Below are 14,088 nucleotides of genomic sequence, written 5' to 3'. Positions count from 1 at the left end.
TCAGAGAGTTGATTCGCTGGCAAGTGCTTACGATTCCGATGGATTCACTTTCCGCAAAAACGGCAGCAAAATGTGAATTCATGAGTCCAAAAGGCAACGGCGGTCAGCTTGCCTAAAGCAACTGTCCGAGAAATTCCTGGACGGCATGGCCCGGCCGAAAATTACCGATGCGCTTGATCTCCCACTGCAGCCGGATGCCCGATCTTTCAAGCACGCGCGCACGCACCGTCTCAGCGAGATATTCAAGCTCGTAGCCTGTGGCGGTTCCGGTATTGATCATGAAGTTGCAATGCATCGGCGACATCTGCGCCCCGCCGACCATCAGGCCGCGGCAGCCGGCCTTGTCGATCTCCTTCCAGGCCGAGGTGCCATCAGGATTCTTGAAGGTAGAGCCACCGGTCTTTTCGCGGATCGGCTGCACGGTCTCGCGATGGTTCTGGACAGCATCCATCGCGGCCTTGATCGCCGCCTTGTCCTCAGGAATGCCTTCGAGCAGCGCCGACGTGAAGATCAGCCCGGACGGCGCCGCTGAATGGCGATAGGCATAGCCCATATCGGCATTGCTCAGCGTATGAACATTGCCCTTGCGGTCGAGTGCCCGCACCTCGACCACGCGCTCGCGCGTCTCGACGCCATTGGCGCCGGCGTTCATCCTCAGCGCTCCGCCAATGGCGCCGGGAATGCCGTGGTAGAAATGAAAGCCACCGATGCCGGCCTCGTAGGCAACGGCCGCAAGGCGCTTGTCGGGTGTCGCGGCACCCGCCTTGATCGTGGTCGGCGCAATCACTTCGGTCTCGCCAAAGCCTTTGGCCGAAAGCCGGATGACAAAGCCCGCAATGCCGCCGTCACGGACAAGCAAGTTCGAGCCGACGCCGACGATGGTCAGCGGAATTTCCTCCGGCACCGCCTTCAGGAACGTGGCAAGATCGTCCTCGTCGGCCGGCTGGAACAATGCGTCCGCCAGCCCGCCGGCTCGAAACCAGGTGATCTTGTCCATCTCGGCATTGGGCGTGATGCGGCCGCGCAGTCCGGCAAGCCGGTCGCCAAGCTTCTCGATCAACGCCTGGCCGCGCATCATGAGATGGTCCCGCCGAGTTCCTTGGGCAGCGCATAGGCCCATTGGGTGATGTTGCCGGCGCCGAGGAAGACGACGAAATCGCCCGGCTTCGCCACCTCGCGCACGATCGGCGCAATCGCCGCCGGACCTTCGATGTAGCGTGCGTCGCGATGGCCGCCGGAGCGGATGCGCGACACCAGTGCGTCGGACGTGACGCCGTCGATCGGTTCCTCGCCGGCTGCATAGACGGGCGCCACCATTACCGTATCGGCGTCGTTGAAGCAGACGGAAAACTCGTCGAACAGATCGCGCAGCCGGGTGAAGCGATGCGGTTGGGTAACGGCGATGATGCGACCCTTGGTGGCGCTGCGCGCAGCCTTCAGTACCGCCGTGATCTCGACCGGATGATGACCGTAATCGTCGAACACATCGACACCGTTCCACGAACCGGTATGGGTGAAGCGCCGCTTGACGCCGGCGAAAGACGACAGGCCCTTCTTGATTGCCTCAGCCGAAAGGCCGAGCTCATGCGCGACGGCAATCGCCGCCGTCGCATTGGAGACATTGTGGCGCCCGGGCATGGGCAGCCGCAGGCCTGATATCGTTATCTGGCCGTGCGTCTTGCGGTCGCGGATCACCACGTCGAATTCCGAGGTCGGGCCGTCCATGCGGTGATTGGTGAAGCGCACGTCGGCCTGCGCATTTTCGCCATAGGTGATGACGCGCCGGTCCTCGATGCGGGCGACCAGCGCCTGCACCTCGGGATGGTCGGTGCACATCACACCAAAGCCGTAGAACGGCACATTCTCGACGAACTGACGAAACGCTTCGCGCACTTTGTCGAAGGAGCCGTAATGGTCGAGGTGCTCGGGGTCGATATTGGTGACGACGGCAATCTCGGCCGGCAGCTTGAGGAAGGTACCGTCGCTCTCGTCGGCCTCGACCACCATCCATTCGCCGTCTCCCATGCGGGCATTGGTGCCATAGGCATTGATGATGCCGCCATTGATTACCGTCGGGTCGAGCCCGCCGGCTTCGAGTAGCGTCGCCACCATCGAAGTCGTCGTCGTCTTGCCATGCGTGCCGCCGATCGCCACCGCTTGGCGGAAACGCATCAGCTCTGCCAGCATCTCCGCGCGGCGGACAATGGGAAGCAATTTTTCCCGCGCGGCCTTCAGTTCCGGATTGGATTTCTTGATTGCGGTGGAGACGACGACCACTTCGGCCTCGCCTAGGTTCTCGGCCTGATGGCCGACGAAGCATTCGATGCCCTTGTCGCGCAGCCGCTGCACATTGGCGCTTTCGGCCTGGTCGGACCCTTGTACCTTGTAGCCGAGATTGTGCAGCACCTCGGCGATGCCGCTCATGCCGATGCCGCCAATGCCGATGAAATGCACGAGGCCGATCGTCTGCGGCATCTTCATGCGTGCGTCTCCTTCCTGAATTCCGAAACGGTTTTCCTGGACGCAATAGCCTCTGTCAGATCGGCGAGCAACCGCGCGGCATCCGGTTTTCCGGACGATTTCGCCGCCGCGGCCATTGTCGCCGCCTTGCCTGGATCATCCATCAGCCCACCGACAAGCACGGCGATCCGCTCCGCCGAAAGCGTGGATTGCGGATGCACCTCGGCGCCGCCCGCTGCCGCAAGGGCCGCCGCATTCGCCGCCTGGTCGTGGTCGAGCGCGTGCGGATAAGGCACCAGCAGCGCCGGCCGGCCGATCACCGCGATTTCCGATACGGTCGATGCGCCGGAGCGCGACATCACCAGATGCGCCGCCGCCAGCCGCGCCGCCATGTCGGTGAAGAAGGGCGACACCTCGGCCTCGATGTCAAGCGTGGCATAGGCCGCTTTCACCCGCGGCACATCGTCGGCGCGCGCCTGCTGGGTGATCGCCAGCCGCCTGCGCTGTGCATCGGAAAGCCGGGCGATCGCCGCCGGCACCGCATCGGAAAAGAACTGCGCGCCCTGGCTGCCGCCAAACACCAGAAATCGGAACGGCTCTTCACCGGCCGATGCGGCATAAGGCGTCTTCGCCGCTTCCAGCACTTGCGGCCTGACCGGATTGCCGGTGGTCACCGTCTTGACGCCTGTAGCACTTGTGTCTTCCGGTAGGAAACCACCGGCAATAGCGTCGACGCGGCCGGCGAGCGCCCGGTTGGCACGGCCCATCACCGCGTTCTGCTCGTGGATCAGCGTCGGCACCTTGCGCCGGGTCGCGGCATAGAGCGGCGGCAGCGTCGGATAGCCGCCGAAGCCGACTACGATGGCGGGCTTGACGCTGGCGATGACGGCCGATGCCTGCCGCACCCCGCGCCAGATTTTCCAAAATGCGGCGAGCACGGCAAAAGGATTTTTCGACCCCATCGTCGCCGACTGGATCGGATGGATGGCGGCCGCCGGGAACTGCCCGGCAAAGCGCTCGGCGCGTTCGTCCGTCGCCAGGTGCACCGCCCAGCCGCGCCCGGTCAGTTCGTGCGCCAGTGCCTCGGCCGGGAACAGATGTCCGCCCGTTCCGCCCGCCGCCAGAAGGATGACCCCCTTGGCCATCTCACTCCGCCGGCATCGCACGCGGCGACGGCATGAAGCCCAGCTGCTTGCGCTTTTCCGGGCGCTTGCGCGTCAGCGCCAGCACCATGCCCATCGAGATGGCGATCGCGATCTGCGAGGAACCGCCGTAGGAAATGAACGGCAGCGTCATGCCCTTGGCGGGCATCAGCTGCAGATTGACGGCCATGTTGATGACCGACTGCAGGCCGAAGACCGTGACCAAGCCGCCAACCGCATAGCGTGTGAAATCGTCCTGCTCCTTGAGTGCCGTGTTGAGGCCGCGCAGCACGATGAACCCGAAGATGGACATGATGAAGAAGCACATGATCAGCCCGAATTCCTCGCCGGCGACCGAGAAGACGAAGTCGGCATGGCTGTCGGGGATGACCCGTTTGACGGTGCCCTCGCCCGGCCCGACGCCGAACCAGCCGCCATTGATCAGCGCCTCGCGGCCCATGTCGACCTGGAACGTGTCGCCCTCGCCGGTCATGAAGCGGTCGATACGGCCGGCAACGTGCGGGAACACTGCATAGGCGGCGAACACGCCGCCGACGCCTGCAGCACCCAGCGCGACGATCCACAGCCACGGCAATCCGGCCATGAAGAACATCACCCCCCAGGTGCCGAGCACCAGCATGGTCTGCCCAAGGTCAGGCTGCGCCACCAGCAGCGAGATGACCAGTGCAAGCAGCAACATGGCGAACAAATTGCCCGGAATGTCGGGCTGGCGCTTGTGCTCGGCGAACAGCCAGGCGCAGATGATGACGAAGGCCGGTTTCAGGAACTCGGACGGCTGGATCGACAGGCCGGCTAGCGACACCCAGCGCCGCGCGCCCTTCACCTCGACGCCGATATAGAGCACCGCCACCATCAGAAACAGCATGATGCACAACATGACCAGCGCCATGCGCCGGATCTGCCTGGATTCAAGGAACGAGACGGCCAGCATTACCCCAAGCGCCGGAATGGTGAAGATAATCTGGCGTGTCGCGAAGTGGAAACTGTCGAGCCCGATGCGCTCGGCCACCGCCGGGCTTGCGGCGAAGGACAAAACGATGCCGAGCCCCATCAGCGACAGGAACGCCGCCAGGAACCAGCGATCGATCGTCCACCACCAGGTCGCCACAGGGCTTTTGTCGAGACGGCTTTGCATTATCGTGTCCCTCCGATGGGCTTCACGCCATCAATGGCGGTTGCGGCTTGCCTGAACGCCTCGCCGCGGACTTCGAAATTCTTGAACTGGTCGAAACTGGCGCAGGCCGGCGACAGCAGCACCACTGCCTCGCCGCTACTATCCCTGGCCGCATCGCGGGCGGCGTGTTCGACTGCCGCCGCCAACGTGCCTGATATCTCGTAGCGCACCGCTTCGCCCAGCGTCGCCGAAAAGGCCGGTGCGGCTTCGCCGATCAGATAGGCCTTGGCGATGCGCGGGAAGAAGCCGCGTAACGGCTCGATGCCGCCCTCTTTCGGCAGGCCGCCGGCAATCCAGTAGATACGCGCAAAGCTCGACAGCGCCGGTGCAGCGGCATCGGCATTGGTCGCCTTGGAATCGTTGACGAACAGCACATGCCCTTTGCGGCCGACTTGCTCCATGCGGTGCGCCAGCCCAGGGAAACTCTCCAGTCCGGATTGGATCTCGCCGAGCTCGAGCCCGACCTTGAGGCAGGCGGCGGCGGCGGCCAGCGCGTTCTGCGCATTGTGCTGGCCGCGCAACGAGCCGATGTCTTCGAGGAAGGCGACACGGCTGTAGCGGCCGTGCACGGCTTCCATTAAGTTGGTACCGTCAGCGAAATAACCGTCGGTCAGCGGCAGGCGCTTGGAGACGCGGATGACCTGCCGGCCGGCCCGCTCCAGCCGATCGGCGATCTGGGCGCACCAGGAATCGTCGACACCGATGATTGCCGTCTCGCTGCCGGCCACCAGCCGCTCCTTGATCGAGGCGTAGTGTTGCATCGTGCCATGGCGGTCGAGATGGTCCGGCGTCAGGTTGAGCAGCACACCGGCCGTCGGATTGATCGAAGGGGCAAGATCGATCTGGTAGGAAGAGCACTCAACCACATAGTGCCGTTCAGGCTGCGGCGGATCGAGCGTCATCACCGCGCGGCCGATATTGCCGCCCATCTGCGTGTCGCGCCCAGCCGATTTTAGGATGTGCGCCGTCAGTGCCGTGGTCGTCGACTTGCCGTTGGTGCCGGTAATGGCAATGAAAGGTGCTGCCGGTGCCAGCAGCATCCGCTCGCGGCAGAAAAGCTCGATGTCGCCGATGATCTCCACGCCTGAGCCCCGCGCCAGCTCGACGGTCCAGTGCGGCTTGGGATGCGTCAGCGGCACGCCGGGCGACAGCACGAAGGCGGAAAACCTCGCCCAGTCCGCACCGCGCAGGTCCGCTGTCGTGATGCCGACCGCGCCGGCCTTGGCGACGCTATCGGGATTGTCGTCCCAGGCCAGCACATCCGCGCCGCCCTCGATCAGCGCGCGCGCCGTGGCAATCCCCGAGCCACCGAGCCCGAAGAGCGAAACGCGCTTGCCTGAAAAGGATGCGGCGGGGATCAAGCGGCCTCCTATCTGAGCTTCAGGGTCGACAGGCCGACCAGCGCCAGGATGACGGCGATGATCCAGAAGCGGATCACCACCTGGCTTTCGGTCCAGCCGAGCTTTTCGAAATGATGGTGGATCGGCGCCATCAGGAAGACGCGCTTGCCGGTCATCTTGAAGTAGCCGACCTGGATGATGACCGAGAATATCTCGACGACGAACAGGCCGCCGACGATGACCAGCACGATCTCGTGCTTGGTCGCCACCGCGACCGTGCCGATCAGCCCACCCAGCGCCAGCGAGCCGGTGTCGCCCATGAAGATCGCCGCCGGCGGCGCATTGAACCAGAGGAAGCCGAGACCGGCGCCGATCACCGCTCCAAGGACCACCGCAAGTTCGCCGGTGCCGGGCACGAAATGGATCTGCAGATATTCGGCGAACACCGCGTTGCCAGAGAGATAGGCGATGACGCCGAAGGATGCGGCCGCGATCATGATCGGCACGATCGCCAGCCCGTCGAGACCGTCGGTCAGGTTCACCGCATTGCCGGCGCCGACGATGACGAAGCACGAGAACGGGATGAAGAACCAGCCGAGATTGACGAGAAACTCCTTGGCGAAAGGGAATGTCAACGATGACGAGAACGGCGCCTGGCCGTTATGCATGATCACCCAGGCGGCGATGCCGGCGATGACGAATTCGAGCCCCAGCCGCGCCTTGCCGGAAAAGCCGAGATGCGATTGCTTGGTTACTTTGAGATAATCGTCGTAAAAGCCGATCGAGCCGAATCCCAGCGTCACCAGCAGGACCACCCAGACGTAGATGCTCGACAGGTTCGCCCACAGCAGCGACGAACCGACGATGCCGGACAGGATCATCAGTCCGCCCATTGTCGGCGTACCCGCCTTTTTGAAATGCGTCTGCGGCCCGTCGGCCCGGATCGGCTGGCCCTTGCCTTGCCGCAGCCGCAGCGAATTGATGATGGTCGGTCCGAAGATGAACACGATCAGCGCCGCTGTGATCAGCGCTCCGCCGGTGCGGAAGGTTATGTAGCGGAAGACGTTGAAGACCGAGATCTTGTCCGCAAATTCGACGAGCAGTGTTAGCATGCGCTTGCGTCCCCCGGACCGATCCTAGGTCTGTCTGCTGGTTGTGGCTTCCGCCGGAAACTTGCCGAGCAACGCCTCGACCAGCTTTGAAAAGCCTATGCCCTTCGACGATTTGATCATGACCACGTCGCCGGGCTTCAATTCCGATAGAAGAACCGGTTTCAGATCTTCCGCACCGGCGCGGTACTCAGTCCTGATCTCGCCGGGCAAAACGTCGGCCAGCGCCCGCATTTCCGGGCCGCCGAGAAAGACCGTGCGCGTGTCGGTGCCGACGATCAGACCGGCAAGCGCGGCATGCAATTTCGCCGAATGGCTGCCGAGCTCGAGCATATCGCCGAGCACGGCAATGCGCCTGCCATCGCCCGACACCGGCGTCGTGTTGAGCAGCGCCATTGCAGCGCTCATCGACGCGGGATTGGCGTTGTAGCTCTCGTCGATCAGCGTGATCGGCCCGTTGGGGTGACGCAACACATAGCGCTTGCCGCGTCCGCGTTCGGGCGAAAGATCGGCCAGCGCCTGCGCAACCCTGTTAACGTCGGCGCCGACCAGATGCGCGGCACCAAGCACCGCGAGCACGTTCTGCACCATATGGCGGCCCGGCGCGCCGATCCTGGCGACAATCTCGTGCCCGCCAATCTTGGCGGTGATGACCGAGTGATCGGCATTGAGCTCGCATTTGATCAGTTTGAAGGTCGCCCGGGCATTCTCGCCGAACCCGTAGACATGCTCGACGCCGGCCTCTTTGGCCATCTTCTCCAGCAGCTTCCAGCGCGCATCGTCGCGGTTGAGAAGGGCGGCGCCACCGGGTTCCAGTCCCTCGAAAACCTCTGCCTTGGCCTTGGCGATCTCGTCCAGGTTGCGGAAGAAGCCGAGGTGAGCGGCCGCTATCAACGTGACGATGGCGACATGCGGCCGGACCATCTTGACCAGCGGCCGGATCTCGTCGGGATGGTTCATGCCGATCTCGAAGACGGCATAGTCGCAATCCTGCGGCATGCGCGCCAGCGTCAGCGGCACGCCCCAGTGATTGTTGAACGACTGGGCCGATGCATGCACCGTACCGACCGCGGAGAGAGCGTGGCGTAGCGCTTCCTTGGTGGTGGTCTTGCCCGCCGATCCGGTCACGGCAATGACCCTGGCCTTTGAGCGTGCGCGCGCCGCAACGCCGAGCTTTTCCAGAGCGACAAGCACGTCCTCCACGACGATCATCGGTGCAGTCAGCCGCCCCAGCGACGGCAGCTTGCCCTCGGCGACGACCAGCACGCCGGCGCCCGCCTTGATGGCGGCGGTCACGAAATCATGGCCGTCCATGGCCTCGCCCTTGATGGCGAAGAAAGCGTCTCCCGGCTGCAGGCTGCGGCTGTCGATGGAAATGCCGGCGATGGCTTCAGGCATCGGACCGAGCGGCCGGCCATCCATGGCGGCAACCAGCGCCTCGGAGGTCCACAGATAGCTCACGCCGCTTGCTCCCGCAGCGCCGAGCGAACTTCCTCATGATCGGAAAAATGCAGCGTCTCGGTGCCGATGGTCTGGCCTTCCTCATGGCCCTTGCCGGCCACGATCAGCGTGTCGCCAGCGTGAAGCATCCCGACCGCCTCGTGGATGGCCTTGCGCCGGTCGCCGATCTCGATGGCGCCAGGTGCGGCTTCCAGGATCGCGGCGCGGATCGTCTCGGGTACTTCCGAGCGGGGATTGTCGTCGGTGACGATGACCACGTCGGCCAATCTTGTGGCGATCTCGCCCATGATCGGCCGCTTGCCTCGGTCCCGGTCGCCGCCGCAACCGAATACGACGATGACGCGGCCGGTGGTAAAGGGGCGCACCGAAGCCAGCACGTTTTCCAGCGCATCCGGCTTGTGCGCGTAGTCGACATAGACCGGCGCGCCGTTGGCGGCCGTCCCGACAAGGTCGAGCCGTCCCGGCGCGCCCTTCAATTTCTCCAGCGCCATCAACGCCTTGGCAACAGATGTACCAGTCGAAATGGCGAGGCCGGCCGACACCAGCGCATTTGCAATCTGGAAGTCGCCGGCCAGCGGCAAGTCGACTTCATGGAGAACGCCGTCCGCTTCGACCTCGGCGCGCTGGCGGTGGCGCTCGTGCTCGACCCGCTTCAGCCGCAGGAAATCGCCGTGGCGGCCGACCGTCAGCACATTCAGTCCCGCTGCCCGCGCCGCCTTGATCGTCGGCTCCGACCACGGGTCGTCGGCAAAGATGACCGCCGGCGCGCCCTTCGGCAGCAACGCGTCGAACAGACGCAACTTGGCGCAATGATAGTCCTCGACCGTCGGATGATAGTCCATATGGTCGCGGCCGAGATTGGTGAAGCCGCCGGCCGCAAGCTTGACGCCGTCGAGCCGGCGCTGGTCGAGGCCATGGCTGGACGCTTCCATCGAGGCGTGGGTGACGCCGGCCTCCGCCAGCTCCTTGAGCAGCCTGTGCAGTGCCACCGGATCCGGCGTGGTCAGCGAGCCATATTCGTTGCGGCCCGGCGCCACCACGCCGGTCGTGCCGATCGAGGCGGCGGCAAAACCCGCCTGCTCCCATATCTGCCGGGTGAATGCGGCGACCGAGGTCTTGCCGCTGGTTCCGGTCACCGCGACCATGGTTTGCGGTTGCATGCCGAAAAAACGTGCAGCACTCAGCGCCAGTGCAAGGCGCGGATCGTCTACGACAAGAACCGGGACTGGCAGCCCGGCGACCGCACTGCCTTTGCCGACCACGATCGCTGCAGCGCCGCGGCTTGCGGCATCGGCTGCGTAGGCTGCGCCATCCGCCTTGGAGCCGCTGAGCGCGAAAAAGACGACGCCCCGTGTTACCTGGCGGGAATCCGACGAAATCCCTGTAACCTCCATGTCGAAGGAAGCTGTCCCCTCGACAGGCAGGATACCGGCTAGATTTTTCAGCTTCATCGAACCCCGTTCATCGCAACAAAATAGCGCGCAGTTGCCGGCGCGCCCCAAGAATCACTGATAGGAAACCAGCGTTGCACCATTTTCATGGCTGAAATCTGGCTTCACGCCAAGCATGGAAGCCGCACGTCGGATGATGTTCGCAGCCATGATGCCCGCGTTCGAGGCGGCCGTACCACCCATGCCGGGCTTTTCCGGCTTCGGTTCGTCGGCGATCGTAAGCACTATGTATTGCGGATCGTCCATCGGGAAAGCCGCAACGAAGGCGTTGAAATTCTTTTCCTTCGAGTAACGGCCGTTGACAACCTTCTCCGCCGTTCCCGTCTTGCCGCCCACCCGGTATCCTGGCACCCGTGCATTGCGGCCGGATCCCTTTTCGGCATTGAGTGCATAGAGATAGCGCATGCCCTCGACCGTCTTGTCGCTGACCACTTTCTTGGCCACCGCCATCGCCTGCTCCTGCGTGCGCGGCAGGAAGGTCGGGTCCATCAGATAGCCGCCATTCATCAGCGCGGCGCAGCCGACCGCTGTCTGCAGCGGCGTCGTCGACACACCGTGGCCGAAGGCGATCGTGATCGAATTGACCTGCTTCCAGACCTTGGGCTCGGTCGGCCGAGCGACTTCGGGCAGTTCGGTCTGCATCTTCTCGAGGATTCCCAGGCGATGCAGGAATTCGCGGTGTCCGTCGATGCCAACCGCTTCGGCTTCCTTGGCAGAGCCGATATTGGAGGAGTAGATGAACACTTCCGGCACCGACAGTACCCGGCCCTTGCCATGGAAATCATGGATGGTTTGATGGCCGATCCTGATCGGGCGCGACGCGTCGAAACGGCTTTGCAGCGTTATCTTGCCGGAATCGAGCGCCATAGCGGTGGTGAAGCTCTTGAAGGTCGACCCCATTTCATAGAGGCCGGCCGACATACGGTTGAGCCTGTCCTTGTCCTGCGCGTTATAGGGGTTGTTCGGATCGAAATCCGGAACCGACGCCATCGCCAGCACCTCGCCGGTCTTGACGTTGAGCACGACGGCGCCCGCCGCGATCGCGTGGTACTTTTCCATGCCGGTGGCGACCTCATCGCGCACGATATGCTGGACGCGCAGGTCGATCGAGAGCTGCACCGGCTTCAAATCCTTGGCCACCGCCAGACCCGACGCCTGAAGGTCGCTCAAGCCTTGTTCGTCGATGTATTTCTCCATGCCGGAGATGCCCTGATTGTCGATGTTGGTGAGGCCGACAATGTAGGACGAGGTTTCGCCGGCCGGATAGAACCGGCGCTTTTCGGTGCGAAAGCCGAATCCGGGGATGCCGAGTTGCATGATGTCGGCCTGCTGCTTCGGCGTCAGTTGCCGCTGCAGCCAGACGAACCCGGCGCCGCTCTTCAGCTTGTTGTATGTCTGCTCGTAGTCGATCTCGGGAAGCACCGTCGACAGCTTTTCGATCGCCTCGTCGGCATCGACGATGCGGCGCGGTTCGGCAAACAGCGACGCGGTCTTGATGTCGGTCGCCAGCACTTCGCCGTTACGGTCGACGATGTCGGGTCGCGATGCCGTCACCCGGCTCTGCGGGCCGCCCGACAGGTCGGGATTCTGGAAACCCAGATAGACCAGCCGCCCGGCAATGGTCGAATAGATGCCGAAGAACACTGCCATTGTCATGACGATGCGGGTCCTGCCCTTGCCACCGGTCGCCTTGCGGGCACCTTCGACCACGATTGATCCGCCTGCACCGGGCTTCGAACCGCGCTTCAGCAGCCTGCCAATCTTTGGAAATCTGGCAGCCATTGGAAATCCGGTGATCATTGGACGACGCCTCCGGTCACCACGGGATCCTTGCCGCCGATATCGGCCATGCCGCCCAGCCGCTGCGATGAAAGGTCCTCGATATTGACGGGTTTCGCCGGCAGATCGTCCAGCCCGACGATCTGCCGCGCATTGACCGGCTCGAGTCCGAGTTGCGATTTGTAGATTTCGGTGAGCTTCTGCAGGCGCGACGGCTGGGTAAGCAGGCTCCAGTCCGCCTTGAGCAGGTCGATCGTGTCCTCCTCATAACGGATCTGCGCCTGGATCTTGTGCACTGCCGCCAGTTGCTCCTCGGCCTCGCGCTTGGTCTTGTAGGTCAGGGCGGCCGCCGAAACCATCACGGCGATCAGGACTATGTCGCTGGTACGAAACACGTGCTCACCTCTCTCCCGGTCGATCGGCGCCGGGAAGCTTTGGGCCAGGCAGTTTTGGCAGGCCGAAAATCGAAAAATCGCCGGCGCGCGCCGGCGCCTCTGTACGGATCGCAGCGCGCAGCCTTGCCGAGCGCGCCCGCGGATTTGCCGTTATCTCGGCATCGCCAGGCGTTACGCCGCCGCCCTTCTTGGTGAAGGTGGCGGTGCGCGCCTGCGCCTCGGGCAGGTGCCGCGATCCGGTCGCTGAATCGGCTCTGTCGGCGATGAAGCGCTTGACGATGCGGTCCTCCAGGGAATGGAAGGTCACCACGACAAGCCGCCCGCCCGGTTTCAGCACGCGCTCTGCGGCAAACAGTGCCTTGGCCAGTTCACCGAGTTCGTCATTGACGAAGATGCGCAGCGCCTGGAAAACGCGGGTGGCCGGATGGATCTTGTCCTTTGGCGCGCGACCGATATGCGTCTCGATGGCATCGGCAAGATCGAGCGTGCGCTGGAAGGGGCGTTTTTCGCGACGGCTCTCGATCATGCGGGCGATGCGCCCGGCATGGCGTTCCTCGCCGAGAAAACCGAAGATGCGGGCAAGATCGCCCACCTTGAAGGTGTTCACGACGTCGGCGGCGCTCAGGCCCGCCTGCGCCATGCGCATGTCGAGCGGCCCATCGGCCCGGAACGAAAAGCCGCGCTCCGGCTGGTCGATCTGCATGGAGGAGATGCCGATGTCGAGCACGACGCCATCGGCACTTTCAACCTGTTCGTCGAGCGTCGAGAACGGTGCCTGGACAAGCCTGAGCTTGCCGCCGGACTGCTGTTCAAGGGCCCGCCCCGCCGCGATCGCATCCGGATCTCGGTCGATGGCGACGACCGAGGCTCCGCTTGCCAGAATGGCCTTCGTGTAGCCGCCGGCACCGAACGTGCCGTCGACGATCACGTCGCCTTTTGTCGGCGCCAGCGCCTCCAGAACTTCGGCAAGGAGGACCGGAATGTGACGGGCTGGTCCGCCAGCGGCATGAACTTCATCGCCGTCGCCCGCCATCATTCCGGCCGCTCCGCGGGCTTCGTCCCCTGCCGAAGTTGCAAAAGCCGGGCGCGTGCTTCCGTCCCATAGGCGCTGAGCCGTCCCGGCTCCCAGATCTGAAAGAAATTGCCGCGGCCAACGAAGGCCACTTCCGCTGAAATGCCGGTATGCTCGCGAATGAAATCGCTCATCGTGATACGGCCGTCCTGGTCGAGCTTCAGAAACGTTCCATCGCCATGGCAGAAGAACGACATGTCGTCCGCCGTCTGCAGGAACGGGTCTTCCTGGGCGATACGCTGCTCGTAGCGATCGAGCAGGTCGAGCCCACCGACATCCATCGCCGGGCGATCCAGGCAGCGTAGCGCATAAAGTTCCGAATAGCCGCGTTTCTGCACAACGGCACGGAAATGCGCCGGCACGGACACCCGTCCCTTCGCATCGATCCTGTTCACCGCATTCGACAGAAACCGGTCCATTACGCGTTACGGCCGCTTGCGCCGCCGCACCCCTCTGCATCTTCCTGTCCGCGCCGCCCCAGCCCGGTCGGCGTCCAAAACCCACTTCGTTATAACGGGCGAACGCAGGCAAACGCGCAGCCGCCGCGGCTGCCCGATTGGCGTACGCTTCACCCTGACACGAAACGAAGGCTTGAGTATCGGAATGGGATATCATGGGGTGTTATGGGCGTCAACGGGAACAGTCTTCAAAACGCGCCTGCCACGACTGGGGAGAGCAGCTTTG

The 14,088-nt window shown here is 63.7% G+C and carries 12 protein-coding genes; all 12 read right to left on the bottom strand.

Annotation, left to right across the window (positions count from 1 at the left end; all coding sequences use genetic code 11):
* Positions 1-112: 112 nt before the first annotated feature.
* From murB to mraZ, 12 genes are read right to left on the bottom strand one after another with little or no spacing between them, the layout of a single operon-like run.
* The gene (murB, locus tag NKH28_RS05805; protein ID WP_352978150.1) at positions 113-1,078 is read right to left on the bottom strand and encodes a UDP-N-acetylmuramate dehydrogenase; all 966 of its coding nucleotides are present in this window, start codon (positions 1,076-1,078) and stop codon (positions 113-115) included.
* The gene (murC, locus tag NKH28_RS05800; protein ID WP_352619500.1) at positions 1,075-2,481 is read right to left on the bottom strand and encodes a UDP-N-acetylmuramate--L-alanine ligase; all 1,407 of its coding nucleotides are present in this window, start codon (positions 2,479-2,481) and stop codon (positions 1,075-1,077) included. The genes murB and murC overlap by 4 nt, the downstream gene beginning before the upstream one ends.
* The gene (murG, locus tag NKH28_RS05795) at positions 2,478-3,605 is read right to left on the bottom strand and encodes an undecaprenyldiphospho-muramoylpentapeptide beta-N-acetylglucosaminyltransferase (protein WP_023676764.1); all 1,128 of its coding nucleotides are present in this window, start codon (positions 3,603-3,605) and stop codon (positions 2,478-2,480) included. Before murG ends, murC begins: the two co-directional genes overlap by 4 nt.
* Before the next feature lies 1 nt (position 3,606).
* The gene (ftsW, locus tag NKH28_RS05790) at positions 3,607-4,758 is read right to left on the bottom strand and encodes a putative lipid II flippase FtsW (RefSeq protein WP_023676765.1); all 1,152 of its coding nucleotides are present in this window, start codon (positions 4,756-4,758) and stop codon (positions 3,607-3,609) included.
* Complete coding sequence (murD, locus tag NKH28_RS05785; protein WP_352589460.1) at positions 4,758-6,158, bottom strand: UDP-N-acetylmuramoyl-L-alanine--D-glutamate ligase; 1,401 nt, start codon at positions 6,156-6,158, stop codon at positions 4,758-4,760. Before murD ends, ftsW begins: the two co-directional genes overlap by 1 nt.
* 8 nt (positions 6,159-6,166) lie before the next feature.
* Positions 6,167-7,249 (bottom strand): phospho-N-acetylmuramoyl-pentapeptide-transferase, encoded by a 1,083-nt coding sequence (mraY, locus tag NKH28_RS05780; RefSeq protein ID WP_023676767.1) that lies wholly within the window; start codon positions 7,247-7,249, stop codon positions 6,167-6,169.
* A gap of 24 nt (positions 7,250-7,273) precedes the next feature.
* On the bottom strand, positions 7,274-8,707 hold the full coding sequence (locus NKH28_RS05775; RefSeq protein ID WP_352978147.1) for a UDP-N-acetylmuramoylalanyl-D-glutamyl-2,6-diaminopimelate--D-alanyl-D-alanine ligase: 1,434 nt from the start codon (positions 8,705-8,707) through the stop codon (positions 7,274-7,276).
* Positions 8,704-10,158, bottom strand: a complete 1,455-nt coding sequence (locus NKH28_RS05770) for a UDP-N-acetylmuramoyl-L-alanyl-D-glutamate--2,6-diaminopimelate ligase (protein WP_352978145.1) — start codon at positions 10,156-10,158, stop codon at positions 8,704-8,706. Before NKH28_RS05770 ends, NKH28_RS05775 begins: the two co-directional genes overlap by 4 nt.
* A gap of 54 nt (positions 10,159-10,212) precedes the next feature.
* Positions 10,213-11,940 carry a peptidoglycan D,D-transpeptidase FtsI family protein gene (locus NKH28_RS05765; protein WP_352471555.1) on the bottom strand — a complete coding sequence of 576 codons (1,728 nt, stop codon included), beginning with the start codon at positions 11,938-11,940 and terminating at the stop codon, positions 10,213-10,215.
* A gap of 14 nt (positions 11,941-11,954) precedes the next feature.
* Positions 11,955-12,332, bottom strand: coding sequence for a cell division protein FtsL (gene ftsL / locus NKH28_RS05760; RefSeq protein ID WP_352501064.1), 378 nt, complete (start codon positions 12,330-12,332; stop codon positions 11,955-11,957).
* A gap of 4 nt (positions 12,333-12,336) precedes the next feature.
* Positions 12,337-13,368, bottom strand: a complete 1,032-nt coding sequence (gene rsmH, locus NKH28_RS05755; protein WP_352978143.1) for a 16S rRNA (cytosine(1402)-N(4))-methyltransferase RsmH — start codon at positions 13,366-13,368, stop codon at positions 12,337-12,339.
* Positions 13,365-13,823 carry a division/cell wall cluster transcriptional repressor MraZ gene (gene mraZ, locus NKH28_RS05750; RefSeq protein ID WP_352471553.1) on the bottom strand — a complete coding sequence of 153 codons (459 nt, stop codon included), beginning with the start codon at positions 13,821-13,823 and terminating at the stop codon, positions 13,365-13,367. Before mraZ ends, rsmH begins: the two co-directional genes overlap by 4 nt.
* Positions 13,824-14,088: the final 265 nt, after the last annotated feature.

The organism is Mesorhizobium sp. M1227 (assembly GCF_040318315.1).
Taxonomy (GTDB): Bacteria; Pseudomonadota; Alphaproteobacteria; order Rhizobiales; family Rhizobiaceae; genus Mesorhizobium.
This window is presented reverse-complemented; position numbering and strand designations above follow the sequence as displayed.